The sequence below is a fragment of the Acidovorax sp. SUPP1855 genome (genome assembly GCF_030158955.1).
In the GTDB taxonomy this organism is placed as follows: domain Bacteria; phylum Pseudomonadota; class Gammaproteobacteria; order Burkholderiales; family Burkholderiaceae_C; genus Paracidovorax.
Map to the genome: position 1 here is coordinate 65,945 of NZ_BQXI01000023.1, position 25,203 is coordinate 91,147.

At 68.4% G+C, this 25,203-nt stretch carries 21 protein-coding genes and 2 pseudogenes; 8 read left to right on the top strand and 15 right to left on the bottom strand.

Features of this window, described 5'->3' with window-relative positions; translation table 11 throughout:
* The first annotated feature begins 97 nt into the window (after positions 1 to 97).
* From AVMA1855_RS18620 to AVMA1855_RS18630, 3 genes are all read left to right on the top strand, one after another.
* Positions 98 to 1,051 carry a LysR family transcriptional regulator gene (locus tag AVMA1855_RS18620; RefSeq protein ID WP_284426828.1) on the top strand — a complete coding sequence of 318 codons (954 nt, stop codon included), beginning with the start codon at positions 98 to 100 and terminating at the stop codon, positions 1,049 to 1,051.
* Between the two features lie 71 nt (positions 1,052 to 1,122).
* Complete coding sequence (locus AVMA1855_RS18625) at positions 1,123 to 1,482, top strand: DUF2946 domain-containing protein (RefSeq protein WP_284426829.1); 360 nt, start codon at positions 1,123 to 1,125, stop codon at positions 1,480 to 1,482.
* A 139-nt stretch (positions 1,483 to 1,621) separates the two neighbouring features.
* Positions 1,622 to 3,691: a TonB-dependent receptor gene (locus tag AVMA1855_RS18630; RefSeq protein ID WP_502870348.1), complete on the top strand. Its 2,070-nt coding sequence runs from the start codon at positions 1,622 to 1,624 to the stop codon at positions 3,689 to 3,691.
* A gap of 82 nt (positions 3,692 to 3,773) precedes the next feature.
* Here AVMA1855_RS18630 and AVMA1855_RS18635 read toward each other — a convergent pair whose 3' ends face one another.
* Positions 3,774 to 5,567 carry a methyl-accepting chemotaxis protein gene (locus tag AVMA1855_RS18635; protein ID WP_284426831.1) on the bottom strand — a complete coding sequence of 598 codons (1,794 nt, stop codon included), beginning with the start codon at positions 5,565 to 5,567 and terminating at the stop codon, positions 3,774 to 3,776.
* Between the two features lie 235 nt (positions 5,568 to 5,802).
* Here AVMA1855_RS18635 and AVMA1855_RS18640 point away from each other — a divergent pair, with 235 nt between their 5' ends.
* Positions 5,803 to 7,131 carry a sulfatase family protein gene (locus AVMA1855_RS18640; protein WP_284426832.1) on the top strand — a complete coding sequence of 443 codons (1,329 nt, stop codon included), beginning with the start codon at positions 5,803 to 5,805 and terminating at the stop codon, positions 7,129 to 7,131.
* A gap of 7 nt (positions 7,132 to 7,138) precedes the next feature.
* Positions 7,139 to 7,999, top strand: coding sequence for a creatininase family protein (locus tag AVMA1855_RS18645; protein WP_284414650.1), 861 nt, complete (start codon positions 7,139 to 7,141; stop codon positions 7,997 to 7,999).
* A 14-nt stretch (positions 8,000 to 8,013) separates the two neighbouring features.
* Here the strand turns inward: AVMA1855_RS18645 and AVMA1855_RS18650 are convergent, their stop codons facing one another.
* Positions 8,014 to 8,406 carry a carboxymuconolactone decarboxylase family protein gene (locus AVMA1855_RS18650; protein WP_272566867.1) on the bottom strand — a complete coding sequence of 131 codons (393 nt, stop codon included), beginning with the start codon at positions 8,404 to 8,406 and terminating at the stop codon, positions 8,014 to 8,016.
* Between the two features lie 155 nt (positions 8,407 to 8,561).
* Between AVMA1855_RS18650 and AVMA1855_RS18655 the strand changes: the two are divergent.
* Positions 8,562 to 9,449, top strand: a pseudogene (locus AVMA1855_RS18655) (LysR family transcriptional regulator).
* Positions 9,450 to 9,501: 52 nt separating this feature from the next.
* On the opposite strand, the gene AVMA1855_RS18660 reads toward AVMA1855_RS18655, so the two are convergent.
* The 4 genes from AVMA1855_RS18660 to AVMA1855_RS18675 form a co-directional block, all read right to left on the bottom strand.
* The gene (locus tag AVMA1855_RS18660) at positions 9,502 to 11,985 is read right to left on the bottom strand and encodes a hypothetical protein (RefSeq protein ID WP_284426833.1); all 2,484 of its coding nucleotides are present in this window, start codon (positions 11,983 to 11,985) and stop codon (positions 9,502 to 9,504) included.
* A gap of 370 nt (positions 11,986 to 12,355) precedes the next feature.
* Complete coding sequence (locus AVMA1855_RS18665) at positions 12,356 to 13,027, bottom strand: histidine phosphatase family protein (protein WP_284426834.1); 672 nt, start codon at positions 13,025 to 13,027, stop codon at positions 12,356 to 12,358.
* 141 nt (positions 13,028 to 13,168) lie between these two features.
* Positions 13,169 to 14,275, bottom strand: a complete 1,107-nt coding sequence (locus tag AVMA1855_RS18670; protein ID WP_284426835.1) for a hypothetical protein — start codon at positions 14,273 to 14,275, stop codon at positions 13,169 to 13,171.
* A 3-nt stretch (positions 14,276 to 14,278) separates the two neighbouring features.
* Complete coding sequence (locus tag AVMA1855_RS18675) at positions 14,279 to 15,370, bottom strand: Ig-like domain-containing protein (protein ID WP_284426836.1); 1,092 nt, start codon at positions 15,368 to 15,370, stop codon at positions 14,279 to 14,281.
* 49 nt (positions 15,371 to 15,419) lie between these two features.
* On the opposite strand from AVMA1855_RS18675, the gene AVMA1855_RS18680 reads away from it, so the two are divergent.
* Positions 15,420 to 15,656, top strand: a complete 237-nt coding sequence (locus AVMA1855_RS18680; protein WP_284426837.1) for a hypothetical protein — start codon at positions 15,420 to 15,422, stop codon at positions 15,654 to 15,656.
* A 116-nt stretch (positions 15,657 to 15,772) separates the two neighbouring features.
* Here AVMA1855_RS18680 and AVMA1855_RS18685 read toward each other — a convergent pair whose 3' ends face one another.
* From AVMA1855_RS18685 to AVMA1855_RS18725, 9 genes and pseudogenes are all read right to left on the bottom strand, one after another.
* Complete coding sequence (locus AVMA1855_RS18685) at positions 15,773 to 16,729, bottom strand: threonine dehydratase (RefSeq protein ID WP_284426842.1); 957 nt, start codon at positions 16,727 to 16,729, stop codon at positions 15,773 to 15,775.
* Positions 16,730 to 16,836: 107 nt separating this feature from the next.
* A pseudogene (locus tag AVMA1855_RS18690) lies at positions 16,837 to 16,980 on the bottom strand (LysE family translocator); the annotation flags it as partial.
* Entirely contained in the window at positions 16,980 to 17,684 is a 705-nt protein-coding gene (locus AVMA1855_RS18695) for a VOC family protein (RefSeq protein ID WP_284407221.1), read from the bottom strand. The gene AVMA1855_RS18695 and the pseudogene AVMA1855_RS18690, both read right to left, overlap by 1 nt.
* The gene (locus tag AVMA1855_RS18700) at positions 17,681 to 18,556 is read right to left on the bottom strand and encodes a PhzF family phenazine biosynthesis protein (protein WP_284403000.1); all 876 of its coding nucleotides are present in this window, start codon (positions 18,554 to 18,556) and stop codon (positions 17,681 to 17,683) included. The genes AVMA1855_RS18695 and AVMA1855_RS18700 overlap by 4 nt, the downstream gene beginning before the upstream one ends.
* Positions 18,557 to 18,775: 219 nt before the next feature.
* Entirely contained in the window at positions 18,776 to 19,642 is an 867-nt protein-coding gene (locus AVMA1855_RS18705; RefSeq protein WP_284407222.1) for a PhzF family phenazine biosynthesis protein, read from the bottom strand.
* A 14-nt stretch (positions 19,643 to 19,656) separates the two neighbouring features.
* Positions 19,657 to 20,277, bottom strand: coding sequence for a glutathione S-transferase family protein (locus tag AVMA1855_RS18710; RefSeq protein ID WP_284426838.1), 621 nt, complete (start codon positions 20,275 to 20,277; stop codon positions 19,657 to 19,659).
* Positions 20,278 to 20,280: 3 nt separating this feature from the next.
* Positions 20,281 to 21,471 (bottom strand): aminotransferase-like domain-containing protein, encoded by a 1,191-nt coding sequence (locus tag AVMA1855_RS18715; protein ID WP_284426839.1) that lies wholly within the window; start codon positions 21,469 to 21,471, stop codon positions 20,281 to 20,283.
* Between the two features lie 109 nt (positions 21,472 to 21,580).
* Entirely contained in the window at positions 21,581 to 22,570 is a 990-nt protein-coding gene (locus AVMA1855_RS18720; protein WP_284426840.1) for a DMT family transporter, read from the bottom strand.
* Between the two features lie 82 nt (positions 22,571 to 22,652).
* Entirely contained in the window at positions 22,653 to 23,252 is a 600-nt protein-coding gene (locus AVMA1855_RS18725; RefSeq protein ID WP_284407225.1) for a LysE family translocator, read from the bottom strand.
* Positions 23,253 to 23,378: 126 nt separating this feature from the next.
* Here AVMA1855_RS18725 and AVMA1855_RS18730 point away from each other — a divergent pair, with 126 nt between their 5' ends.
* Positions 23,379 to 24,851 (top strand): aminotransferase-like domain-containing protein, encoded by a 1,473-nt coding sequence (locus AVMA1855_RS18730; RefSeq protein ID WP_284426841.1) that lies wholly within the window; start codon positions 23,379 to 23,381, stop codon positions 24,849 to 24,851.
* Positions 24,852 to 25,203 lie beyond the last annotated feature (352 nt).

Below are 25,203 nucleotides of genomic sequence, written 5' to 3' on the forward strand. Positions count from 1 at the left end.
GACTTTCTCTGAAAAGATATGGGAAAAACAGCGATGGATGCACTGTAGGTTGGCAAAATGGATTTGATAAGTCGGCTTGGATGCCTATCTCTTTCAAATGAAATTTGAAAATATCTCCGACCTGCGCGTGCTGGTGGAAACCGCCCGGGGCGGCAGCCTCACGGCTGCGGCGCGGGTGCTGGAAATCACGCCCGCAGCGGCCAGCGCCATGCTCAAGCGGCTGGAGGCGCAAGTGGGCGCGCGCCTGTTCGAGCGTTCCACCCGCGCCATGCGGCTCACCGACCAGGGGCAGACCCTGCTGGACTACGCGGCGCGGGCGCTCGAGCTGCTGGAGGAGGGCGCGAGCCAGGCGGCCTCGGAGGCCGGCGCGCTGCGCGGCACCGTGCGCGTGGCCGCACCGTCGGACCTGTCGCGCAGCCTGCTGCTGCCGTGGTTCGACGGCTTCCTGCAGCAGCACCCGGGCGTGCACCTGGCCTTGTCGGTCAGCGACCGGGTGCAGGACGTGCGCCGCGATGCGGTGGACGTGGCCCTGCGCTACGGCGCGCTGGCCGACTCGCAACTGATCGCCCGGCCGCTGTGCATCACCCGGCGCGTGGCCTGCGCTGCGCCGGCCTACCTGGCGCGCCGAGGCGTGCCCCGGCACCCCGCCGAACTGGCGGGGCACGACTGCCTGACCCTGCACATCGCCGGCCGGCGGGAGGTGCGCTGGCATTTCGAGCGGGCGTCCGATGGCGAGGCGGTCTCGGTGGCCGTGGAGGGCGAGCGCAGCGTGGACGACGGCTCCATGGCCCATGAATGGGCGCTGGCGGGCGGCGGCATCGTCTACAAGTCGGCGATCGACGTGCGCGCCAGCCTGCGCTCGGGCGCCCTGGTCGCGCTGCTGCCCGACTGGCGGGGACAGCGCTATGCCCTGCACGCTGTGCTGCCCAGCCACCGGTTCATGCCGGCGCGCGTGCGGGCGCTGGTCGATCACGTGGCGCAGTGCTGCGCAGCCCTGGTGGCCGAAGAGGCTGCGATGCCCGGCCATCCCGGCTGGGTGGCCCTGCCGTGACGCCGCGCGCCTTTCTTTGATGGTCGGGCCGCCATGCGCGCCCGGCCCCGGCGCCGATAATCCCCCCGCCCATGAATGCGCTGCGCACGCCCTTCCTCACCGCCCGCTGGGTCCTGGCGTGGTTTGCTTTGGCGCTGGGCGTGGCCGCGGCGTCGCCCCTGGTGCATCCGCAGTCGCTGATGGTGGTGTGCAGTGCCGCGGGCGTGTTCCAGCTCGTGGCGCAGGACGATGGCACTGTGCCCGATGGTGGGGGCTTGCACACGCTCGACTGCGCGCTGTGCCTGCCGGGCGGCGCCCCGCCGCCGGTGCTGCGGGTACGCGCCGCGCCGCCGCAGCCGCTGGCCCATGCCGTTCAACCCGTGGCGGCTGCGCGCATCGCCGCCCTGGTGGGCGCGCCACTGCCCGCACGCGGGCCTCCGTTCGTTTCGTGATGCCTTGAATCGTGCGCCGCACCCCGGCCGGGCCCGGGGTGCGGCGCGTGGGCGAGCGCCTGGGCGCAGCCCTTCGGTTTTCTTCGCCCTCGCCCTGCATCGCCACGCACCGGCCGATGCGGGAGAGGGCCCACGGACGATGGCCATGAAACGACTTTCCTTTTCCTCGGGCGCTGCGCGCCACACCCTTGCGCTGGCCGCCGCCACGGCCCTCGCGGCCCATGCGCAACCCGCGCCCGGCACTGCGGCCGAACCCACGGCCGATGCTGCCCTCACGCTCGGCACCGTGCAGGTGCAGGCCGCCAGCGCGGGCCCGCTGCCCGTGCGCAACGTGTTCAGCTCGGTCGACATCCTGGGCGCCAGCGTGCTGCAGGACCAGCATGTGGACCACGCCTGGGAGTTGTTCGCGCGCGCGCCGGGCGTGCAGGTCACGCCGTTCCGCCAGGGCACCGATGCCGGGCGCTTTTCGATGCGCGGCTTCAACGGCGAGGGCCGCGTGAACGCCGTCAAGCTGCTGATCGACGGCATTCCTTCCAACGACAACGCGGGCGGCATGCCCTACCTCGATGCGGTCTTCCCCATCGACATCGAGGCCATCGAGGTGGTGCGCGGCACCAACGACCCGCGCTACGGGCTGAACAACATCGCGGGCAATGCCAACGTGGTCACGCGCACGGGCGGCAACGAGGGCCGCGCCATCGCCACGGTCGGCAGCTTCGGCACGCGCGAGGTGCAGGTGGCCAAGGGCATCGAGAGCGGCAACTGGAGCCAGAACTACACGCTGGCCTGGCGCGAGTCGAACGGCTACCGGGCGCATGCCGACGGCACGCAGCGCGCGCTGTCGGGCAAATGGTTCTACACCAGCGACGACGGGCGCTGGCGCACGGGCCTGACCGCCCGCTACTACCGCAACCGCGCGCTCGAATCGGGCTACCTCACGCGCGAGCAGGCCGAGGCCGCGCCGCGCTCGTCCCCCGCCTACGCCAGCGCCGACCGCAGCGAGCGCGAGACGGGCCAGATCGCCCTGCACATCGACGGCGAACTGGCCGAGCGCCTCTCCTGGTCCGCCAAGGCCTATGGCAATCATTACGAGAACCAGCGCTGGGTGCGCTTTTCGCAGGCCGCCGTGCAGCAGGAGCGCGACAACGACGAGACGCACCGGGGAGCCCTGACGTCGCTCACCTGGCGCCCGCGGGTGGACTGGGCGCACGAGTTCACGTTCGAAGGCGGTGTCGATGCCCAGTGGCAGAGCAACGCCGCACAGCGCTACCGCACCATCGAGCGCGTGCGGACCTCGACGTTTCGCGACTGGAACTTCGACCTGGACACGCGCGGCGCGTACGTGCAGGCCGTAGTGCGGCCCGCGGCGGCGCTGAAAATCGTGCCCGCGCTGCGGGTCGACCGCATCGGCGGGCATTTTTCCGACGGGCTCGCGGGCACCAGCGCGCCCGTGCACGACTACGGCACCATCCGCCAGCCCAAGCTCAGCGTGGCCTACGCGCTCACACCCGACACCAGCGTGTACGGCAACTGGGGTCGCACCTTCCAGATCGGCACGGGCATCGATGCGTACCGCACGCAGTCGCGCAACCTCGATCCCTCGATCAACGACGGCTGGGAGGTGGGTGCCAAGTTCCGCCCGCTGCCCTGGCTGGAGGCGCGCGCGGCACTGTGGCGCCAGCGCGCCTCGGGCGAGGTGGCGCGCGTGCTGGGGGTGGATGGAGTTCCCGATCCCGGGGGCCTCGGCAACGTGGGCCGCACGCTGCGCAAGGGCTACGACCTGCAGCTCAACGCGCAACTGCACGCCCGCTGGACCGGCTGGCTTGCCTATTCGCGCCAGGTGGCACGCATCACCACGCCCGACCCGAGCGCGCCCGCCACGGCGGGCCGCGAGGTCGAGAACGTGCCGCACCACCTGGCGACCGCCGGCATCACCTACCGCGCCAGCGAGCAATGGGAGCTGAGCGCCTCGGCCAGCGCGCAGGGCGACTACTTTCTGGACCGCACCAACACGCAGGGCCGCGCCGGCCGCTACGCGCTGCTGAACCTAGGCGCCACCTGGCGCCTCACGCCCGCGATGGACGTGTCGGTGCAGGTGAAGAACGCCACCCACCGCCGCTACGTCTATGCGTGGTACGACAGCGGCTCGTCGGGCTATTCGCCGGGGGATGGCCGCAGCGTGTCGGCCTCGCTCGGCTGGCGGTTCTAGGCGCCGCGCGGGCCGCCCCAGAAAAACGCCCCACGGCCGGAGGGGCGTGGGGCGGCGTCCGGTGGGGCAGGGGGCGGTGGCGTCAGAAGGTTTCCCAGTCGTCAGCGCCCGTGCCCGCCATTGCTGGCTGCTTGGCGGCTTTGGCGGGCGCGGCCGCCAACGGGGCCTTGGCGGGCGATGCCTGCAGTTTCCGCGCAGGGGCGGGCATGGCGCGCGGGGCCTTGGTGGCCGGGGCAGGCGCCGAGGCCAGCGAGGGCGTCGACACCGGCGCCGTCCGGCTTTGCGCCTGCGCGCGGCGGATGACGGCGCTGGAGGCCGACTCTTCGAGCTGGAAGACGCTCACGATCTCCACCAGGCGGGTGGCCTGGTGGTTCAGGCTGTCGGCGGCTGCGGCGGATTCCTCCACCAGCGCGGCGTTCTGCTGCGTCACTTGATCGAGCTGGTTCACCGCATCGCTCACCTGCGAAATGCCTTGCTCCTGCTCGCGCGTGGCGGCGCCGATCTCGCCGATCAGGTCGGCCACCCGGCGGGCTTGGTCGACGATCTCGTTCATGGTGGCGCCGGCTTCGCTCACCAGCGCCGAGCCCTGCTCCACCGTCTGCACGCTCTGGCCGATCAGCGCCTTGATCTCCTTGGCGGCATCAGCGGAGCGGCCCGCCAGGCTGCGCACCTCGCTGGCCACCACGGCGAAGCCGCGGCCCTGTTCGCCCGCGCGGGCGGCTTCCACCGCGGCGTTGAGCGCCAGGATGTTGGTCTGGAAGGCGATGGAGTCGATCACGCCGATGATGTCGCTGATGCGGCGCGAGCTGGCGGTGATGTCTTCCATGGTGCGTACCACGTTGCCCACCACCTCGCCGCCCTTGGAGGCGGTGGCGCTGGCCGAGCTCGCCAGTTGCGAGGCGGTGCGCACGGTGTCGGCGTTCTGCTTGACGGTGGAGTTCATCTCTTCCATTGATGCCGCCGTCTGCTGCAGGTTGGAAGCCTGCTCTTCGGTGCGCTGGCTCAGGTCGGCGTTGCCGGTGGCGATCTGCCCGGCGCCGGTTGCGATGGATTCGCTGCTTTCGCGCACCTGGCTCACGATGCCGCTCAGGCTGGTGCGCATGGCATTCATGGCCGCCAGCACGCTGTGGGTGTCGCCCTGGCGCAACTGCACGCCGACCGCCAGGTTGCCGTTGGCCACCTGCTGCGCGACTTCGGAGGCATAGGCCGGCTCGCCGCCCAGCTGTCCTTTGATCTGCCGGGTGATGGCCCAGGCCACCATGGCGCCGGCGGCGGCCGCGAGGGCGGCCAGCGCGAGCATCAGCGTGCCTGCGGCGACCGCGTCCTTTTCGGACTCGTCGGCCGTGCGCACGGTGGCGACCTTCTGGTAGTCGACCAGGTCGTCCAGCGCCTTGAAATAAGCGGCTTGCACAGGGCGCACCGGGCCGAGCAACTGCTCGCGTGCCTGATCGTTCTGGTTGGCCAGGCCCAGGTCGACGGCCTTGTTCAGGGCCTCCACATAGGCCGGCCGCGCCTGCCCGATCTGGGCAACCAGGGCTTTCGCCTCGGGGCTGGTCATGCGCTGGTTCAGTTGGCTGAGCAGTTCGGCATTGCGTGCCTGGGCCTTGTCGATGCGGCGTTTTTCATCGGCCATCTGCGGAATGTCTTCCAGCAGCGCGATGTTGCGTGCGGCCCGGGCCACCGTGTTGATGCCGTCCTTCATCTCCTGAAGCACCAGCAGGTTGGCGATGCGTTCATGCGACAGCAGCTTGATGTTGCCACCGATGTGATCGAGCTGTACCCGTCCGAAGGCGGCCACCAGGAAGCCGATGGCGATCACGAGAGCAAAGCCCGAGCCCAGCAAGGTACCCAGTTTCATGCGTTGGAAGAAGTTCATGGATGCAGCCTTTTCGCTAGAGTCGAATGCCGATTTGGCCGGCGGGATGGGTGTGTGTCAATGTGTAATTTTTAATCCTCTGATGTAATCGATCTGTAGGACACAAACCAGCCTGCCGGTGCGCGGATGGCGAGCGGACGAGGGTTCAGGTGCCGGGCAGGCGGCGACAATCGACGGTCCCTTGCTGGTTTGCGCCGCCCCAATTTCGCGCCAATCCCCTTACTGCGACCGGTCCATGACGTCCTCCCGCCCCAATCTGATCTTCATCCTTGCCGACGACCTGGGCTATGCCGACCTGGGCTGCACCGGCGCCCGCGATGCCTACAGCGTGCCCGTGGATGTTTCGCCGCGCCTGGACGCGCTGGCGGCCGAAGGCCTGCGATGCACGCGGGGCTACTCGAATTCGGCCGTGTGCTCGCCCACGCGGTTCGCACTGGCCACGGGGCGCTGGCAGTACCGCCTGCGCGGCGCGGCCGAGGAGCCGCTGGCCAGCGTGCACGGCGACAAGGTGCTGGGCCTGCCACCCGGCCACCCCACGCTGCCTTCGCTGCTGCGCGACGCGGGCTACGCCACCGCCCTGGTGGGCAAGTGGCACCTGGGCTACCCGCCGCACTTCGGCCCGCGCATGTCCGGCTACGACACGTTCTATGGCTTTCATGCCGGCGGTTCGGATTACTTCGCGCATTGCGACCCGCGCGGCCGCCCGGACTTCTGGGTCAACGAAACCGAGCACACCGAAGACGGCTACCTCACCGACCTGCTCAGCCGCCGGGCGGTGGACTTCGTGCGCGACCAGACGGCGGACCGCCCCTTCCTGCTGAGCCTGCACTACAGCGCGCCCCACTGGCCCTGGCTCACGCGGGACGACCGCGCCGAATCGCAGCGGCTCGCCGGCTTCGGCAAGCACGTCGACGGCGGCAGCCTGGAAACCTACCAGCGCATGGTCCACCACATGGACGAAGGCATCGGCTGGGTGCTGGATGCGCTGCAGGAAAAGGGCCTGGCCGAAAACACCCTGATCGTCTTCACCAGCGACAACGGCGGCGAGCGCTATTCCAACAACTGGCCGTTCGTGGGCCAGAAGATGGACCTGCTGGAGGGCGGCATCCGTGTGCCGCTGCTGGCGCGCTGGCCCGCCCGCATCGCCCCGGGCCGCGTGAGCGACACGCCCAGCCTCACCATGGACTGGACCGCCACCTTCCTCGACGCGGCCGGCGTGGCGGCCCACCCCGACTACCCGCTGGACGGCACCAGCCTGCTGCCGCTGTTCGACGACCCCGCGTGGAATCCGGAGCGCGACCTGTGCTGGCGCATGAAGCACCGCGAGCAGCGCGCGCTGGTGCGCGGCCGCCACAAGTACCTGCAGGTGGACGGCGTGGAATACCTGTTCGACGTGGTGGCCGATCCGCGCGAGCGCGCCAACCTGCGCGATCGCGAGCCCGCGCGCCTGGCCGAGTTGCGCGCCGCGTGGCAGGCGTGGGATGCGGAGTTGCCCGCAATCCCGCCGGAGGCCAAGGTCTCGCTCGTGTTCACCCGCAACGAATTGCCGCAGGCCACCTTCTGAACCGCCCATGACCTCACCCCGCACCGCTCCCCCGGCCCCGCCTTCCCGCTTCTGGGCCGAATGGTCCGCCCGCGATTTCGCGCAGGCGCAGGCCTCGGGCCGGGCGGCGCAAACCGTCGCGGTGCTGCCGGTGGCGGCCATCGAGCAGCATGGCCCCCACCTGCCGCTCAGCGTGGATGCCGCCCTGCTGCAGGGCGTGATCGATGCCGCGCTGCCGCAACTGCCGGCCGAGGTGCCGGCGCTGTTCCTGCCGCCGCAGAACGTGGGCCTGAGCACCGAGCACACGGCCTATGCTGGCACCCTCACGCTCAAGCCCGCCACCCTCATCGCGCTGTGGACGGAGCTGGGCGAATGCGTGGCCCGCGCGGGCGTGAAGAAACTGCTGCTGCTCAACGGCCACGGCGGCCAGGTGAGCGTGATGGACATCGTGGCGCGCGAGCTGCGCCAGCACTGCGGCCTGCTGGTGTACAGCGCCAGCTGGTTCAGCCTGCCGCTGCCCGAGGCCGTGAGCGCGCAGTTCAGCGCCGAGGAGCACCGCTTCGGCATCCACGGCGGCGAGATCGAGACATCGATGATGCTGCACCTCGCCCCCGGCACCGTGCACATGGCGCAGGCGCAGCACTGGCGCTCCACCTCGCAGGACCGCGCGGAGCGCTACGCCCTCCTGGGCAACGGCAAGAGCGCCAAGATGGGCTGGGCCATGCAGGACTACCACCCGGCCGGCGCGGTGGGAAACGCCGCGGGCGCCACGGCGGAAAAAGGCCGGGCGGTGGTGCAGGCCGCGGCAGCCGCGCTGGTGCAGTTGCTGGGCGAGCTGCACGCGCTGCCGCTCGATACCGTGGTGGACCGGCCCGGGGGCGGGGACTGACGAGGCGCTGGCGATCACGCCAGCGGCAGTGCGATGCCCGACTCCGCGAACACCTCGCGCACGACGGACAGCCCGTTGAGCGCGGCCGGAAAGCCCGCGTACACCGCCATCTGCATCACCACCTCCACGATTTCCTGGGGCTGGCAGCCCACGTGCAGCGCGGCGTGCACATGCACCTTCAACTGCGGCAGCGCATGGCCGAGGGCGCACAGCGCCGCCACGGTGGCCAGCTCGCGCTCGCGCAGGCCCAGCCCTTCGCGGGCATAGATGTCGCCGAACGGAAACTCCAGCAGGTAGCGCGCGAAGTCCGGAAACGACTGGGCCAGCGCCTCGACCACCGCCAGGCCGGCAGGGCCGTCCACGGCGGCCAGCATGCGCCGGCCCCGTTCGTAGCGCCCGGCGCTCATCGGGCGCCGCCCTGGCGCTGCTGCGCGAAGTTCTGGCGGTCGAAAAAATCAGGGAGATAACGGGTCATGGCGGTTCTCGAAAAGTGTATGGAAGCCGCCAATTTAGGGAGGGTTGATCAACCTGGGAATGACCCGATTCGTGATACCTTTTTGATATGCCAAACCTTCTCGATTCCCGCTCCCTCGCGCTTTTTCTGGCGGTGGCGGATGCCCTCAGCTTCCGGCAGGCGGCCGAAACCCTGCACCTGTCCCAGCCGCCCCTGAGCCGGGCCATCCGCGAACTGGAGGAGCGGCTGGGAACGCGGCTCTTCGACCGCACCACCCAGGGCGTGGCGCTCACCGAGGCCGGGCGCCGGCTGCTGCCCTACGCGCGCCGCGTCGGCCAGTTGCTGCGCGATGCGCAAGCGGCGGTAGCGGCCCAGGGCATGCCGGCCACGCTGCGCCTGGGCCTGACCAGTGCAGTCGAGCCGGCCTGGTTCCGCGGGCTGGTGCAGCGGGTGCAGGCGGCGCAGCCGGGCACCACGGTGTCGGTGGTGTCCGATGCCTCGCCGAAGCTGGTGCGGCAACTGGGCGCTGGCAAACTGGATGCCGCCTTCGTCGCGCTGCCGACGCAGGCCCCCGGGCTCGACGTGCAGGAACTGGATCGCCTGCCCATGGTCGTGGCGATGCCGTAGTCCCACCCGCTGGCACGGCGCAGGTCGGTTCGCCTCGCCGACCTGGCGAGCGAGGCGCTCTTTTGGTTCGAGCGCGCGCGCCAGCCCGCGTTCTACGACCACTGCCAGCAGGTGTTTTCACGCCATGGGTTCGCCGCACCGAAGCTGCGGGAGCCGGCGGACCACCATGTCCTACTGGCGGAGGTGGCCAGCGGGCGCGGCATGGCGCTGCTGCCCCGGTCGTTCACCGCGCTGCGGCGGCCCGGTGTGGTGTACCGGGCGCTGGCCGAGGGCGAGGCGCTGGCGGTCGGCATCGGGCTGGCGACGCGGGAGGGCCGGCAGCCGCTGCGCGATGTGCTGATCGCGGCGGCGGGTGTGGCCCCTGCCTGAGCGCCACTGGTTCGTCAGAAGGGGCGGTTCAATCCAGTCCCCCCTTTCCCGCTCACGCTTGTGCCACGTCCGCGACGCGCACTTGCCGCTCGCGGTCACGAACGCGTGCCGCCTGCATTTCCGTGGCGAGCAGGGTACCGCGCACTGCAGTGGCCTGTATTTGCGCTTGCTTCATGCAGTAGTGCGCGAAAGGCCGGGCGGTGTGTTCCGGGCTGTGCGCCTTGCCGGTCTGGGATACCAGGAAGTGCTGCCTGACGGACTGCAGCAGCAGCGGGGCAGAAGGGCCATCGATCAAATTCATCTGAAGATCACCGTGGAGCGACTGCAGCATGTGCAATTGGGTCTGGTCGTCGGCGCGGGCCTTGCGAAGCTTGGCTGAAAGGGATGCCGGCGTTTCCAGGGATTCTGCGGATGCAGAGGGCAGAAGGCTTGCGTCGGAGCCGGCCAGCAAGTCCTCCAGGTCCCGCAGCGATTCGCGGGCATCCAACTTGGTTTCCAGGTATCTCTTTTGCAGATCGACCGCGGTCCGCATGTAATCCACCTGTATTTGCCTGGACTGCGGAGAGTCCAGCCACTGCGCCAGCACGGTCTCGGTGAGTCGGCCTGTCTTGCTTGCGTGCGCCTGGCGGGCCTGGTCACGCGCTTCACGCGGCTTGTGGCCGGTCAGCAGCGACTTTCCGTAGGCCAGCCCGCCGTGCAGGACAGCCTTGGCCTCGCGTTGCACGGAACGCTTGTGCGTGGGCGCCGCGGGAGGGGCTTGATCGGTGGAGCGGCCCTTGTCCTTGTAGCGCTTTTGCAGGCTCTCTGCCGCTTGCCGAAGAAACCCGCCCAGTGCGCGCTCGTGGCCATCGGTGGCTTGGTAGAGGGCGCTGCGCAGCACAAATCCCTGGGGCTCAGCGGGCACTGGGCCGGCATGCTGCATCGGCGACGGTGGGGCATGCGACGAAATCTCCGTCCCGGATTCGATGCCCGAATCCGCGTGCATGGATGCCTCTGTTTCGTCCAGATCCGATGGCGTTTCCGGCAGCGCCGAGGCATAGGACGAAATTTCCGATCGGGAATCGATATCCGAATCCGCAGGCAGGGATGGAGCGGTGTCGTCTGGTTCCGATAGCCTTCGCGAGAGCGCCGACGCATAGGACGAAATTTCGGTTGGGGATTCAGCGTCCGAATCCGCGTGGATGGATGGAACGGTGCCCTCCTGCGCTGCTGGCGTTTCCGCCAGCGCCGACGGCCCCCTGCGGGTTGCTGCCGGCAGTAGGTCCGCCATGGCAAGGAAGGCCCGGTCGATGCCCGCCGCGTCCTCGCGATCATAGTTTCGATATCGCTTGACCTTGCCGTGGGTGAGCACGAACTGGTGCGAGCCGACGCCCATGGTCACAGCGCCCAGCAGCCCGACGCCGATCAGCAGGCCAAGGCCGACGGGTCCAGCCACGGCGCTGGCGCCCGCCACCGTTGCGATGCCGACGCCCACCTTGGCCGCGGTGCTGGCGGTGTAAGTCACGCCGCCAACGACGAATCCCTTGTTCCAGTTGTTGAACCCGTTCACGAAGCGGTTGCGCTGGTCGAACTTGGTTTTCAGGAAATCATGGTATTGCTTTGTTTCTCCACTCAGCCCCTTGGCACTCACGCCGTCCAGAAAAGCGCTGACACGCTTGAAGTCGGCACGAAAACGCTTCTTTTCCACGTGCGACTGGTGCAGAAAAACTCCGCCCAGCACCGTCGCCATCACGCTGGCAGCGGGCCCGAGGACGAAGGTGCTGGCGACCGTGGCGGCCGACGCCGCGCCGGCTGCACTGGCGCTGTGAGCGACCAGATTGGCGGCATTGGCATGGCCCGAAGCGATCGACAGGCCCGCCTGCACCGAGGTTTCCACTGCAGTTTTGGCGAAGATCAGACTGGCCGAAGTGACGGATGCACCCGCGACGCGGCCGTCGTGCCGGTTGATGAGCTGCTGGTGGGCCACGTCGTCGATGGTCTGGTCCAGCGCAAGCGTCTGGGCTTGAACCGCCGCCTGCGCGGGGCCGGATTGCGCCGCGGCGGGCAGGCTGTCGCGCTGGTGCTGCAGCGCATCCTTTTGTTGTTCGAGGATCGTGCGCTGCTCGGCCACCTCGCGCAATTCCCGGTAGCCGGTGTGTATCGCCAACGCCGACAGCGGCAGCATGGCCGCGCCCAGTCCCAGGGTGGTCGCAAGGTCGCTCACGCCACTGGGCGTGCCTTCTTCTGCAAGCTTATGCAGCGCATCGGCATGGGGGGCCGCGTCTTCCGTGCCGACGCTGGCGCCATGGCGGTTGCCTGCGTCCGCGCCCTGCTGCGCAGTGGTCTGGGACGGATCCTGGGCATGGTGCCCTTCCGCTCCGCTGGCGGACGTGCCTCCGTCCGCGCCTTCCGCGGAGGTTTCTCCCCCTTGCTCGCCGTTCACGCCCTCCGTTCCCAATTCCACGGCTTTCTCGGATGCCCCGTGCAATGGATCGGTCATGTACTTCACTGCGGCCAGGAGATTCGAGCCAGCCTCCTCCGCATCGATGATCGCCAAAGGCGTCAGTTCGGCATGGTGTTCCGGGTCGGGCTTGTGCCCGGCGCGCTCTCTGGCCTCCCGCATGGAGCGCAGTCCGAGCGGCCAGCCGTGTGACGATGACACCGAAGGGCGGCATGCTGTGGCGTTGGCGGGCTGGCGCGGCCGGGGAGGCAAGGGTTGGGGCGTGGGCGGTTTTGCAGCAAGTGCGCGAGTGGGCATGGTTTCACCAATAACAATGCACCAGAATCGCTGGCAAAGGAGTGGCGAGCGCTCGGTAGCGCGAAAGCGCGTCAGCGCATCCGAAGTTGCCTGCGTCGGCCTGGGTCGTCCACCTCCATGCAGGAAGAGGCGGGCAGAACAGGCTGCCAAGTGCCCGCGCAGTCCGCGCTCATGCGTGCGTCACCCAGATCGCATGTTCTTCGGTATCGAGGCGCGGCAGCGTGTTGAACGTCTGCATCATGAGCCGCTTGGGGGCGATGCTGAACTCGGTCACCGCGCTGTTGCGGATGCGCATGTTGAGCGCGATCGTCACTTCGGGCGGCGTGCTCAGCACCTCGCCCACAGCGGTGGAGATCGGCCCGCCGCTGGACACCAGCAGCACGTGGTGTCCCACGTGATGGCGGCGCACATGCTCCAGCGCCGCGCGGATGCCGCTGGAAAACGCCACCCAGCTGGGCATGCCCGCCGGGCTGATCGTGCCGCCCATCCACTGCGCCAGCGCATCGCACAGCAGCCGGAAGTGGTGCCGGTACCGCTCGGGCGTGTCGGGCGGGGGCAGCGGGTGGGGATGGATGGCGGCGATGAGCGCCGCGCTGTCGTACTCGTTCAGGGCGGGCAGGGCCAGCGGCTGTGGCGCGATCTGCAGGCCCTCGGCGATGCCCTCCAGCGTCTGCACGTGGCGGCGCAGCGTGCCGGTGATCACCGCATCGAAGCGCACGTTGCGGGCCCGCCAGTACTCGCCCAGGCGCACCGCCTGCTCGCGCCCGCGCGGGCTCAGCTGGTCGTAGTCATCCGCGCCAAACGAGGCCTGGCCGTGGCGCACGAGGTAGAGGGTTCCCATGCCGGCGATTCTGGGCGGGGCCTGGGTGCGCCTTTGTCTCGCGGGTGACGAATGCTATTGTTTTGATAGCTATATGCCGGCGTTTTCATTGTGCTGGCGGCCGTTCCGATGCAGGTGTTGCGCAGAATCCGCAGTGGGTCATCAACGGACCGTATCCATCCGATCCAGGAGGTAGCGCAGATCGAACATCAGCGCTCTGGCCGCTAGGCGATCAAATGCTGGAGTGGGCGTGGCGCTGCGTTGTGCAGGTGTGCGCGGCAACGCCACCGAAACTTGCGTGTCATCGTCTTCGCCGGCCTTGGCATCCACCAGATCGCGATGGTGATCGGTGCATTCCTTGCGCATCGCCGCGACGGCCGCGCGCGCGGTGGGCTGGTTGTTCATTTCCAATGCGGGAATCAAAACGTCGAACTGGCGGTTGAGTCGTGTGAGCACATCGGCATGGATATGCTCGTATTTCACCCAGGACTGAACGTGTGTTTTTAGCCTGCGAGCCAGTTCCGCCCCACTATATGGCGTCGGCACGGGAATCACTGGCGCCAGAACAGGGACCAAGACGTAATCCAAATCTTGAATTTCGTCGATTTTCTGATTCCAGTAGGGTGTATCAGGCAGGTTATCCAGTCCCCAAGGCTCCGGGGTGGCCCCCGTCAGCTTGGCACGTGCCATGCCGGGCAGTTCTACACGGGTCACGACAAAGCCATCTTGTGTTTTTCCTGGAGAAATACCATCCGGATCAGTATCTTTCAAGCCAGGAGTCCAGACGAAACTGGTCTGACCCACATTCTCGTCAACGCGCAAGTTACCGCTCCAGCCTGTGGGCGCCTTGATTATTTTGGTTTCAAAATTTCTTTTGGAAATTAATTGATTCCAGTATTGCTGTGTCCATCTGTCATTTTCTGTTTTTGCGTTTGCCGTCACCGCTGGCAAATTTGGTATTGCATATACCAGTGGGATCCCCCAAATCCGGAAGAGATCGATTGCCTGTTTTGCTTCGCGGCTGTTGCTTAGTCGATAACGGTATATATACTCTGATCCGCTAGCTTGTATGGCAGACTTGATGCCTGGTTTGATCGCATTCTGTTGAATGTAGGTCTTATTCACCCACTGCGAAGTTTCTGGGTCTTGGTAGTAGAGCTTCCATGCGTTTTTCTGTGCGTCGAAGACGGCGCTGTCTTGGGCATGGGCCAAACCCAAGCACAGCAAGGGAACTACTAGCATAGGTCGAACGAAAAGGGCAAATTTCATGGTTCAGTGCTCCGATTTAAAGCAGGCCTTCTGCTTCTCTAGAAATATATGGAAGTGCGGTGCCGACGCGTAGTGATGAAGTATTGAAAAAGGAACTTCAGCTGCATTGGCTTCACAAAATTTTTTGTAGAGATTATTTTGCTTGTCGATAGAAACAAAATTTCTTGCGCGGGTGAAAGAAATGTCTATTTCACGACCTTCTCGATGCCCCGCATGTGGTCCGCGCCAGTTGGACGTGATGTCATAGCGGCCACCCCAAAATAGGCTCGCATCGTTCAATGCCACAGTGCCCCAACCTTCAGCAGCAAAAGAGCCAATCAACCCGAGCAGATTCTGCAACGATTGTTGTGTCAAATAGTATTGATTGTGGTGATACCGCCCATTGCCTTGGTGGGTTTTATCCACACTGGTCAACGCATAAACGAAAGTCCCATCTGCATTCTGGGGTGGATTCGGAGAAATGGGCAGCAGGTCTGGCACCCTGACCTGTATCTCTTTGGAAACCGGGCTGTTGGAGCAAACGGCGCAAGCGACTTGGATCGTATGAATTCCCGCCACTTCGGGGGCTTTGAAGGCGATTTTGACTTCCCCATTGGCATCCGTGACGCCCTGGGTTGCGTTCAACAAGCCCTTGGGCCGGGCCACGTCGTGGTGTTCATGCCCGCCAGAATTGGAGGTGATATCGACTGAAAAGCCGAGCGCCACACCGGACTTGGCGGCGGTGCTGTTGGTGACCTTGGCAATCAAGGTGATTTCGGCAGAACCGCCCGTGGCGGCGGGGCGCGTTTCCGGTGGTCCCGACAAAGTGACCAAGGTGGGAAATTGCTGGTAGTAGCACTTGTTGATGGCCGCCCAGTAGGGGCCTTCCGTGCCCATTTCCCGGCAGGTATATCCCGTACCAGCAGTCGGTGATGGACTCAATTGGCCATTCCCGCCAATGGTGCAGGCTTCCTGGATGGAGGGGTAGCAACTTCTGCCATCCGATCCCCAACTCCCAACCGTCCATCCTTGCACGGTGATCTGTGCCTGCACCGTGGGAGCTGCCATTGCCACCAGCACCAAAGATAGCGCGCGTCGATGGATTATATTGCTCAATGTTAACTTTCGAAAAAGTCCCGAAAGTTACCATGACTGGAAGTGATTCATGCAGCTTTTTTGCAACGTTGTAGCCGCGCGCGCAGATTCTCCAGGCTTTTCTTTGCGACCAGATGCAGGCGCCCTGTCAACAGGCCGGCAATCGAACATGCAGCAATTTCTGCAAACCCCTTCACTGCCGTTGAAAAAGAAAAATTGCGACACCGTCTTGAGAGCTTTGGTGACGGCAGACTTTTTCATTCGCTTCCAGCCGTATGGCGCAGGGCAATTCAAAACTAAACGCTAAATTTTTAATAACGATACGCCGGCATCTTTATTGTGCTGGAGGTTCTTTCCTATCGACACCCCCCTGATTCGTACCCCCTCCTTTCGTGCCGTCCGGTGACTGAAGGATCGGCCGCGTCACAGCACGCCAGCGAACATCGCCGCATCCACGTTGCCGCCCGTGAGCGCCAGCCCCACAGGCAGGCCCGCGAGCGAGCCGCGTTCCTGCATCGCGGCGGCGAATGCGGCGGCACCCGCGCCTTCGGCGACGTTGTGCGTGTCGGTGAACAGGGCGCGCATGGCGGCGGCCACTTCGGCGTCGGTCACCTTCACCACGTGGTCCAGGTGCGGCGCCAGGATGGCGAGCGCGGCCGGGTCGGCCACGCGGCAGGCCATGCCGTCCGCCAGCTGCGTGGTGACGGGCGCCTCGACCACGTGGCCGGCGGCGATGGAGTCGGCATACGTGGTGGCATGGGCGCTGACCACGCCGACGATGCGCACGCCGTGGCCCAGCGCGCGCTTGGCCGCGATGGCCGAGCACGCCCCCGACCCCTGGCCGATGGGCACGTAGGCGACCGCCAGTTGCGGCACCGCGCGCAGAAATTCCCACCAGTACGTGGCCACGCCGCGCAGCAGGTCGGCATGGAAGCTGGGGACCATGTGCGCGCCGCGGTCGGCCGCCAGTTGGATGGCGTGTTCGCGCGCTTCCTGGAAGTCGTCGCCATGCTCGATCAGGGTGACGCCCAGGGCGCGCATGGCGGCGTTCTTTTCCACCGAGTTGCCGCGCGGCACGACGATGGTGCAGGCCACGCCGTGGCGGCGCGCGGCCCAGCCCATGCTCTGGCCGTGGTTGCCGCGCGTGGCGCTGACCACCTCGCGCGGCAGCGCGCCGCGCCGGGCGAGCTGGTCGAAGTATGTGAGCCCGCCGCGGATCTTGAACGCGCCCACGGGCGTGTGGTTCTCGTGCTTGAGCCAGCATTCGGTGCCTAGCCGCTCGCCCAGCAGCGCCCAGCGGTACTGGGGCGTGGGGGCGAAGTCCGCGTACACCACCTGGGCGGCGGCCTCGATGTCGGCGAGCGTGGGGAGTGCGGCCATGGCGTGCAAACCGGCGCTGTCCGTGGCGGGTGCCGATGCGGGAGCGAAGGCGTCGATGGCGGTGGTGGGGGCGTTCATGCGGTGGCTTTCTTTTCGGACAGGATGCGAAGCGCAAGCAGGCCCGCGCGCGGCCCCTGCGTGAGGCTGCGGGACACGCAATAGACCCTGTTGGGCCCGGGCGTGAGCACGAGCACGAGCACCAGCGCGGCGAACGCGAACAGTAGGATGTCCTGGAAGGTGAAGAGAAACATCAGACGGGCTCCTTCGATGCGAGGGTGACGGGGCCGCGGGGCGTGGCCAGCACGGCCTGCAGGCGCGGCGCGGCCCCGGGCGACACAGTCACCTGCGTGCCCAGGCCGAGGGTGGCGCAGGCGCTGGCCAGCGCGGGCGCCTCGGGGTGCTCCAGCCGCAGCGACTGCAGCTGCACGCCGCTGGCGGCGGGCAGGCTGTAGCAGGGATGGCGCTCGCCCCACTGGATCAGCGTGGGCAGGCAGCCGCCCAGCAGGCGCTGGCCGTCCGGCCGCAGGGTGATCTGCCACTGCAGCAGCCCCAGCGGCGTGGGGCGGCTGGCGGTGGCGACTTCGCCCCGGTCCAGCCCGCGCGCGGCCAGCGCCGCATGGGCGGCGGCCACGTCGCGCACCGAGGCCACCCAGTGGATGAGCTGCGGGCCGTCGCGCGCCACGCGCGCCTGCAGAGCGGGGTCGTCCATGTCGAACCAGCGCCGTGTGCCCGCCGCCGGCCCGGGGGCGCCGGGGTTCATGGCGATGATTTCCAGATAGGTGCGCGGGTGCGCCGGGCCGCTGAGGTTGAGCAGGCGGTTGTGCGTGCCCATGAGCGGGTGCTCGCCCCCCATGGCCGGCACCACGCCCAGGGTGCGGCGGCACCAGTCCACGCCGCTGTCCAGGCGGTCGGCCATCACCACGAGATGGTCGATGCAGGCGTCGGGCAGGTTCACAGCCGCACCTCGCCGTTCACGCAGGTGACCGAACCGCCGCCGATCCAGATGCGCTCGCCGTCCTGGTGCACGTGCACGCGCCCGGCGCGGCCCATTGCCGTGCCCTGGCTGGCGACGTAGCTGGGCGGTGCCAGGTGCGCGCCGATGAGCCACTGCGCCAGGGCGGCGTTGAGACTGCCCGTCACCGGGTCTTCGGCCAGGCCGTTGTTGCCCGGAAAGAACGCCCGCACCTCGAAGGCGATGCCCTCGTCGGCATGCGCACCGACCACGCCCACCTTGCCGCGCGGCCCCACCACGCCGATGTCCAGCTGGCCGAGGACGGCACTGTCGGGCTGCAGGGCCAGCACCTGCTCGGCGCTGGCGAGCATCACGCCGCGCCAGTTCGGGCCGTTGTCGCACCAGGCATGCGCCACGATGTCGCTGCGCTCGATGCGCAGGCCGCGCGCGATCAGGGCCACGTCCTCTTCGGCCAGCGGCCCGCTCTTGAGCAGCGGCGGCGCGGCGAAGGCCAGCCGGTCGCCGTCGCGGCGCAGCGTGATCAGGCCCAGCGCGCATTCCTGCACCACCTCGCCCTCGGTGCGCGGCTGGCCGCCGGCCTCCAGCCAGGCGTGGCAACTGCCCAGCGTGGGGTGCCCCGCGAACGGCAGCTCGCGGCCGGGGCAGAAGATGCGCACACGGTAGTCGGCGCCGGCGGCCCGGCCGGCTTCGGTGGGCGGCAGCAGGAACGTGGCCTCGGACAGGTTGGTCCAGTTGGTGAAGTGCTGCATCTGCTCGGTGGACAGGTCCGAGCCGTCAAGCACCACGGCCAGCGGGTTGCCCAGGTAGGGCTGCTGGGTGAACACATCGACTTGCTTGAAAGGGCGTTGGCGCATGGTGTGGGCTTCTTTGCGGGGAGGAAAAAGGCCGGCCGCTGGGCCGGGGGCGATGGAAAACGGGGTGGAAGCGGGTCGGCAGGCCGGCGTTTCGGGCCGCGCGCCCATGCGGCAGCGCGGCGCGGCCGGCGCCGGGACCCATCGACCATTCAAAAAAAGGGCCGGCGCGTCAGCCGGTGGGGATCTGGCGCGGCGGCGCGGTGGCGGGCGGGGCGCAGCTCATAGGCGGGCGGTTCCCTCGATGCAGGTGAGGCTGCGGCCGCCGACCCAGACCTGGCCCTGCGCGTCCTGGCGGATGTGCACGCGGCCGGCCCGGCCCAGGCTCTCGCCCTGGGCCACGAGGTAGCTGTGCGGCGCACGGCCTTCGGCGATGAGCCACTGCGCAAAGCTCGCGTTCAGGCTGCCCGTGACCGGGTCTTCGGGGTTGCCCATGGGCGCGGCGAAGGCGCGCACCACCACGCCGGGCTGCGTGGCATCGTGGGCGTCGGCGCCGACGTGGATCACGCCGACATCCTGGCCCAGGTCCTTCAGCCGGGCGTGGTCGGGCCGCAGGCGGTGCACCGTCTCGGCGCTGTCGAGCACCAGGCCCAGCCAGCGCGGGCCGTTGTCCAGCAGCTGGGCGGCCTCGATCTGCTGCGGCCGGATGCCCAGGGCCCCGGCGATCAGCGGCACCAGCGCGGGGCTGGCATCGCTGCGGCGCAGCGGCGGCGCCGCGAACGCCAGCCGGTCGCCGCTGCGCTGGATGCGCACCAGCCCGCCGGCCGACTCCTGCACCACCAGGCCGGCATCGCGCGGCACGTGGCCGGCCTCCAGCCAGGCGTGGCAGGTGCCGAGCGTGGGGTGCCCGGCGAACGGCAGTTCGGCCCCGCGCGGCGTGAAGATGCGCACGCGGTAGTCGGCCCCCGCTGTGCGGCCCGCCTCGGTGGGCGGCAGCAGGAAGCTGGTTTCCGACAGGTTGGTCCAAGCGGCGAAGCGGCGCATGTCGGCGTCGTCCAGGCCCTGCGCGTCCAGCACCACGGCCAGCGGGTTGCCGTCGCCGGGGCGGTGGCTGAACACGTCGATCTGCTTGAAGGGGCGCTGGCGCATGGCGGGCGATGGGGTCAGGCGAGCGGCTGGTCGATCACGCCGCGCGCGCCGGGGCGCGACAGCAGGCCCTGGTACCAGGCGTCGAGGTGGGTGCGCGCAACGCGCTCCTGCGGCAGGCCCCACCAGCGGTGGATCTCGCAGCCCACCACGATGTCGGCCATGGTGAAGCGCTCGCCGGCCAGGCACGACTGCTGCGCCAGGTGCGCCTCCAGCCGGTCCAGGAGCGGCTCGGTGGCCGCCACCGACCGCGCGATGGCGGCCGGGTCGCGCTGCGCCTCGGGCGTGCGCACCCACTGCAGGAACGCGTCGCGCCCTGCGGGGTTGAGCGTGGTCTGCTGCCAGTCCATCCACTGCTCGGCCACGAAGCGCGTGCGCAGGTCCTCGGGGTAGAGGGTGCCGCTGGCGTGCTTGGCGCACAGGTAGCGCACGATGGCGTTCGACTCCCACAGCGTGAAGCCGTCGTCCTCGATCAGCGGCACCATGCCGTTCGGGTTGAGCCGCAGGAACTGCGGCTCGCACACGATGCCGAACTGCCCGCCCGCGTCGGTGCGTTGCAGCTCCAGGCCCAGCTCCTGCACGGTCCACACGACCTTGCGCACGTTGATGGACGACAGCCGTCCCCAGAGCCGCAGCATGCTTCAGTCCTTCTGGGCGACGCGCGCCCGGATGGCCGCGGCCAGCGCGCCCACGCCGGTGTTGATCTGCGCGGCGCTGGCCGTCACGAACGACAGGCGCAGCGTGCGCTGGTCGGCGTTGTCGGCATAGAAGGCCGCGCCCGGCACGAAGGCCACGTTGCGGTCCACGGCCTCGGGCAGCAGGTCGATGGCGCTCATGCCTTCGGGCAGGCGCACCCACAGGAACATGCCGCCGTCGGGCTTGTTCCAGTGCACGTCCAGGCCGGCCATCTCCCGCGTGAGCGCCTCCAGCATGGCGTCGCGCTGCTGCTTGTACAGCGCGCGGATGGTGGGCACGTGGCGGCCCAGGAAGCCGTCCTTCATGACCTCGTGCACCATGCGCTGGTTGAAGCCCGGGCTGTGCAGGTCGGCCGCCTGCTTGGCCTGCAGCAGCTTGGGAAACACGGCCTTGGGCGCCACGATGAAGCCCAGGCGCAGGCCGGGGGCGAGCACCTTGGAGAACGAGCCCAGGTAGATGCAGCCTTCCGGGTTGCGCGCGGTCAGCGGCGCGGGCGGGGGCTGGTCGAACCACAGGTCGCCGTAGGGGTTGTCCTCGATCAGCGGCAGGTTCAGCTCGGCGGCCTTGGCCACCAGCGCAGCGCGGCGCGCCTCGCTCATGGTGCGGCCGGTGGGGTTCTGGAAATTGGGCAGCACGTACAAGAAGCGCGCCTTGTCGGCACCGCTGCCGGCCTTCAGAGCCAGGTCATCGATCTGCACGCCTTCGTCGTCGCTGGCCACGCTGACCACTTCGGGCTCCATGGGCGCGAAGGCCTGGATCGCGCCGAGGTAGGTGGGCGTTTCCACCAGAATGCGGCTGCCGGCGTCGATCAGCACCTTGGCCACGAGGTCCAGGCCCTGCTGCGATCCGGTGGTGATCAGCACCTGATCGACGCTCACGTCCCACGGCAGGAAGTCGGCGACCGCCTGGCGCAGCGGCTGGTAGCCCTCGCTCGCGGCGTATTGCAGGGCCGACTGGCCGTCCTGCGACAGCACGGCGCTGCAGGCCTTGGCGAAGTCGTCGATGGGGAAGGTCTTGGGGGAGGGCAGTCCGCCCGCCAGGCTGATGATGCCGGGCTTCTCGGTCACTTTCAGGATCTCGCGGATCACCGAGGGGTTCATCTTCGCGGCGCGTGCGGCCAGGGTCCAGTTCGTCATTGAGTGCATCTCCAGGGGGCGCTTGTTCTCCGGGGCGCCGGGGTCGTCGTTGAGGAAGCCGTTGTGCGGCGGGTGGCGGGCATGCGGGTGGGCCCGCCGGGGAAAGAGCTTAACCGCGCATCGCGGCGGGTTGGGGGTTCCTGGCGGGGCCTTGTCGCACCGGGGCGCGTCGGCCGACCACCACCGTGGCCATCACCGCGATGCCGAAGCCCAGGCTGACCGCATCGAGCGATTCGCCCAGCAGCGGCACCGAAAACAGCATGCCCAGGAACGGCTGCACCAGCTGCACCTGGCTCACGCGCACCGTGCCGCCGAGCGCCAGACCCCGGTACCACGCGAAGAACCCCAGCCACATCGAAAACACCGACACATAGGCCAGTGCGCCCCACGCCGATGCCGGCATGGGCGCCGTGGGCCACGACCAGGCCCCCAGCGGGAGCGTGGCGGGCAGAGAGATGACCAGCGCCCAGCAGATCACCGAGCCCGAAGGCATGCGCTGCGACAGCCGCGCGCCGTAGCCGTAGCCCACGGCGGCGCACAGCACGGCCGCGAACAGCAGCAGGTCGGCCGGGTGCAGCGACAGGCCTGCGCTGCCCGAGCGCAGCACCGCGAACGCGACCACCATCGCCGTGCCCAGCAGCGCGCACAGCCAAAAGCGCGGCGACGGGCGCTGGCGGTGCAGCAACGCGCCCACGCCGGCCGTGGCCAGCGGCAGCATGCCGATGATCACGCTGGCATGCACCGCGCCCACGTGGCGCATGGCCAGCGAGGTGAGCAGCGGAAACCCGAACACCACGCCCAGCGCGGTAAAAACCAGTGGTCGCCAGTCCTCGCGCCGCGGCCAGGGCGCGCGGCGCGCCCACAGCAGCAGCGCCGACAGCACCCCCGCGATCGCCGCCCGGCCCATGGCCATGAAGACGCCGGACATCTGCGGCGCCTCGGGCGTGCCCACGGCCAGCCGCGTCATGGGCAGGGTGAAGGCGAAGATGGTGACACCCAGCAGGCCCCACAGCAGGCCGCGGGTTTCGGGCGACTGCCAGCCGGTGGCCGGGGCCGTGGGGGCGCCGGGGGCGCTCGGCAAGATGGCGGGGTGCGTCATGGGCGGGGTCCGGTGAAACAAAGGGCGCGCAAGCGGCGGGGGCGGGCGGTCATGCGTTCACCATCCAGGCGGCGGTGGACGATCATGCGTTCACCATCCATGCGGCGGTGAGTGCGAGCACCAGCGCCATGGCGCGGTTGAACCACAGCAGCCGCGAGCCCTGGGCGAGCCAGTGGCGCAGCAGCGCGCCCGTGGCGGCATACACCAGGTTGCTGGAAAAGGCGAACACCACCATCACCGGCAGCACCACGCCCAGCCGCGCCAGGGCATCGTCGCGCCCGGCGATCCAGCCGGCCACGATGGTCAGCGCCAGCAGCCAGGCCTTGATGTTGACGAACTGCATCGCCGCGCCCTGCCAGAACCCCACGTCCATTCGCCCGGCCTGCGCCTGGCCCAGTTGGGCGCTGCGGCTCAGCTTGAAGGCCAGCCACAGCAGGTAGCCGATGCCCAGTACCTTGATGCCCAGGCGCACCGCCGGCACCGCCATCACCAGCGCGCCGACACCGCCCGCGCACACCAGCAGCAGGGCGCTCCAGCCCAGGGGCACCGCCCAGACGAAGCGCATCGCGTGGCGCAGGCCGCGGTTGGCGGCGATCGCCGTGGCCAGCGTGGTGTTGGGGCCGGGGCTGAAGCTCATGGCGGTGGCCAGGGCCAGCAGGGCGGTGAATTCGACGAAGGGCATGGGGTGTTGTAGGGGTTGTGGCTTCCAATGTAGGAGCAGATTCCATTACAGTTGCAATACAGTTATTTCGACAATTTCATGATCTGTATTGGTGTTTGCATCAGCACAGTGAAGGAGCCCCCCGCCATGCTGACCCGCACCGCCCGACGATCCCTGACCGAGCAACTGGCCGAGCGCTTTGCCGAGCGCATCCGGGCCCGGCTACTGCCCGCCGGTGCGCGGCTGCCTTCGGTGCGCGAATGCGCGCGGCTGCAGGGCGTGAGCGCGTACACGGTGGTGGCCGCCTACGACCAGCTCCTTGCGCAGGGCCTGGTGGAGGCCCGCAGCCAGCGGGGCTTCTATGTGCGCGATATTGCAAAAAAAATGCCTGAAGGACATATTCCACTAGGGCATGGTGCTATAGAAAAAATAGCAAACGACCGCAAATCGTCCCCCGTGCTGTCCCCGCTGCCCTCTGGCTCGTGCGTTAATGCCACGGCACTGATCCGGGGCATGTTCCACCAGGCCTCCAGCCACCCGCAGCCGGGGGCCGGCGTGTTCCCCCGCGACTGGCTGGAGAACACCTTCATGGGCGCGGCGGTGCGCAAGGTTGCCAGCGGCCGGGCGCTGCAGGACAGCTCGCTGCAGTACGGCGACCCCATGGGCGAGCCCACCCTGCGCGAGGTGCTGGCCCGGCGCCTGCAGGGCTTCGGCGTGCCCGCACAGGCCAGCCAGGTCATCACCACCATGGGCGCCACGCATGCGCTGGACATCGTGAGCCGCACTTTGCTGAAGGCGGGCGACACCGTGATGGTGGAAGAACCCGGCTGGTCGGTGGAGTTCGCGCGGCTCGATGCGCTGGGCATGCGCATCCTGCCGGTGCCGCGCGGCGCCCAGGGCCCCGACCTCGCCGTGATGGAGCGCTACTGCGAGGTGCATGCCCCCAAGCTCTTCGTGAGCGTGAGCGTGTTCCACAACCCCACCGGCTACTGCCTCACGCCGGGCAGCGCGCACCAGGTGCTGCAGCTGGCCGGGCGGCACGGCTTTCACATCGTCGAAGACGACACCTATAGCCACATCGCGCCGGAACACGCCACGCGCCTCACGGTGCTGGACGGCCTGGCGCGCACCATCTACGTGAGCGGCTTCGCCAAGATCCTCGCGCCCAACTGGCGCATCGGCTACCTGGCCGCGCCGCCCGATCTGGTGGAGCCGCTGCTGGACACCAAGCTGCTGTCCACGCTGACCACGCCCTCGCTGCTGGAAAAGGCCATGGCCCTGTGCATCGAGCAGGGCATGCTGCGCCGCCACAGCGACCGCATGCGCCAGCGGCTGGCCCAGGCCCGGGCGCGCAGCGTGCAGCTGGCGCTGGAGGCCGGCTGCACCTTCGCGGCCGAGCCGGCCGGCATGTTCGGCTGGGTCGAGACGGGCGTGGACACCGACGTGCTGGCCCAGCGCATGCTGGACGAGGGCTACCTGCTCGCGCCGGGCGCGCTGTTCCACGCCAGCCGCCAGCCGTGCACGCTCATGCGCATCAACTTCACCACCACGCAGGACGCGGCGTTCTGGCGCGTGTTCCAGCAGCAGGCGGCGGCCCTCGCCGGGGGCGTGCGGGGGTGACTCCAGGGGGAGCCCGGCGGCTGCCGGGCCGCAGTCCATGGGCCTGGAGATGGAGCGGCGGCCTGTGTGATTTCGTGCACGTTGCGGCCGAAACAGCCGCAATTGGTTACATCTAGAGGCATTTTCCCGCTGGCGGGGGGATTGGACGGGGGTGGGTTGCGCTCAGCCGCGCACTATCATTCGGCCCATTCCAATCCCACCCACCGGCCCTTCGCGGCCGCTGCACCCATGACACGCCGAGTCACCATCCAGACGCCCCTGGGCGAGCAGTTGCAGTTTCGCCAGCTGCAGGGCAAAGAAGCGCTCTCCGAGTTGTTCTCCTTGGACGTGGACCTGCTGAGCGAGAGCAAAT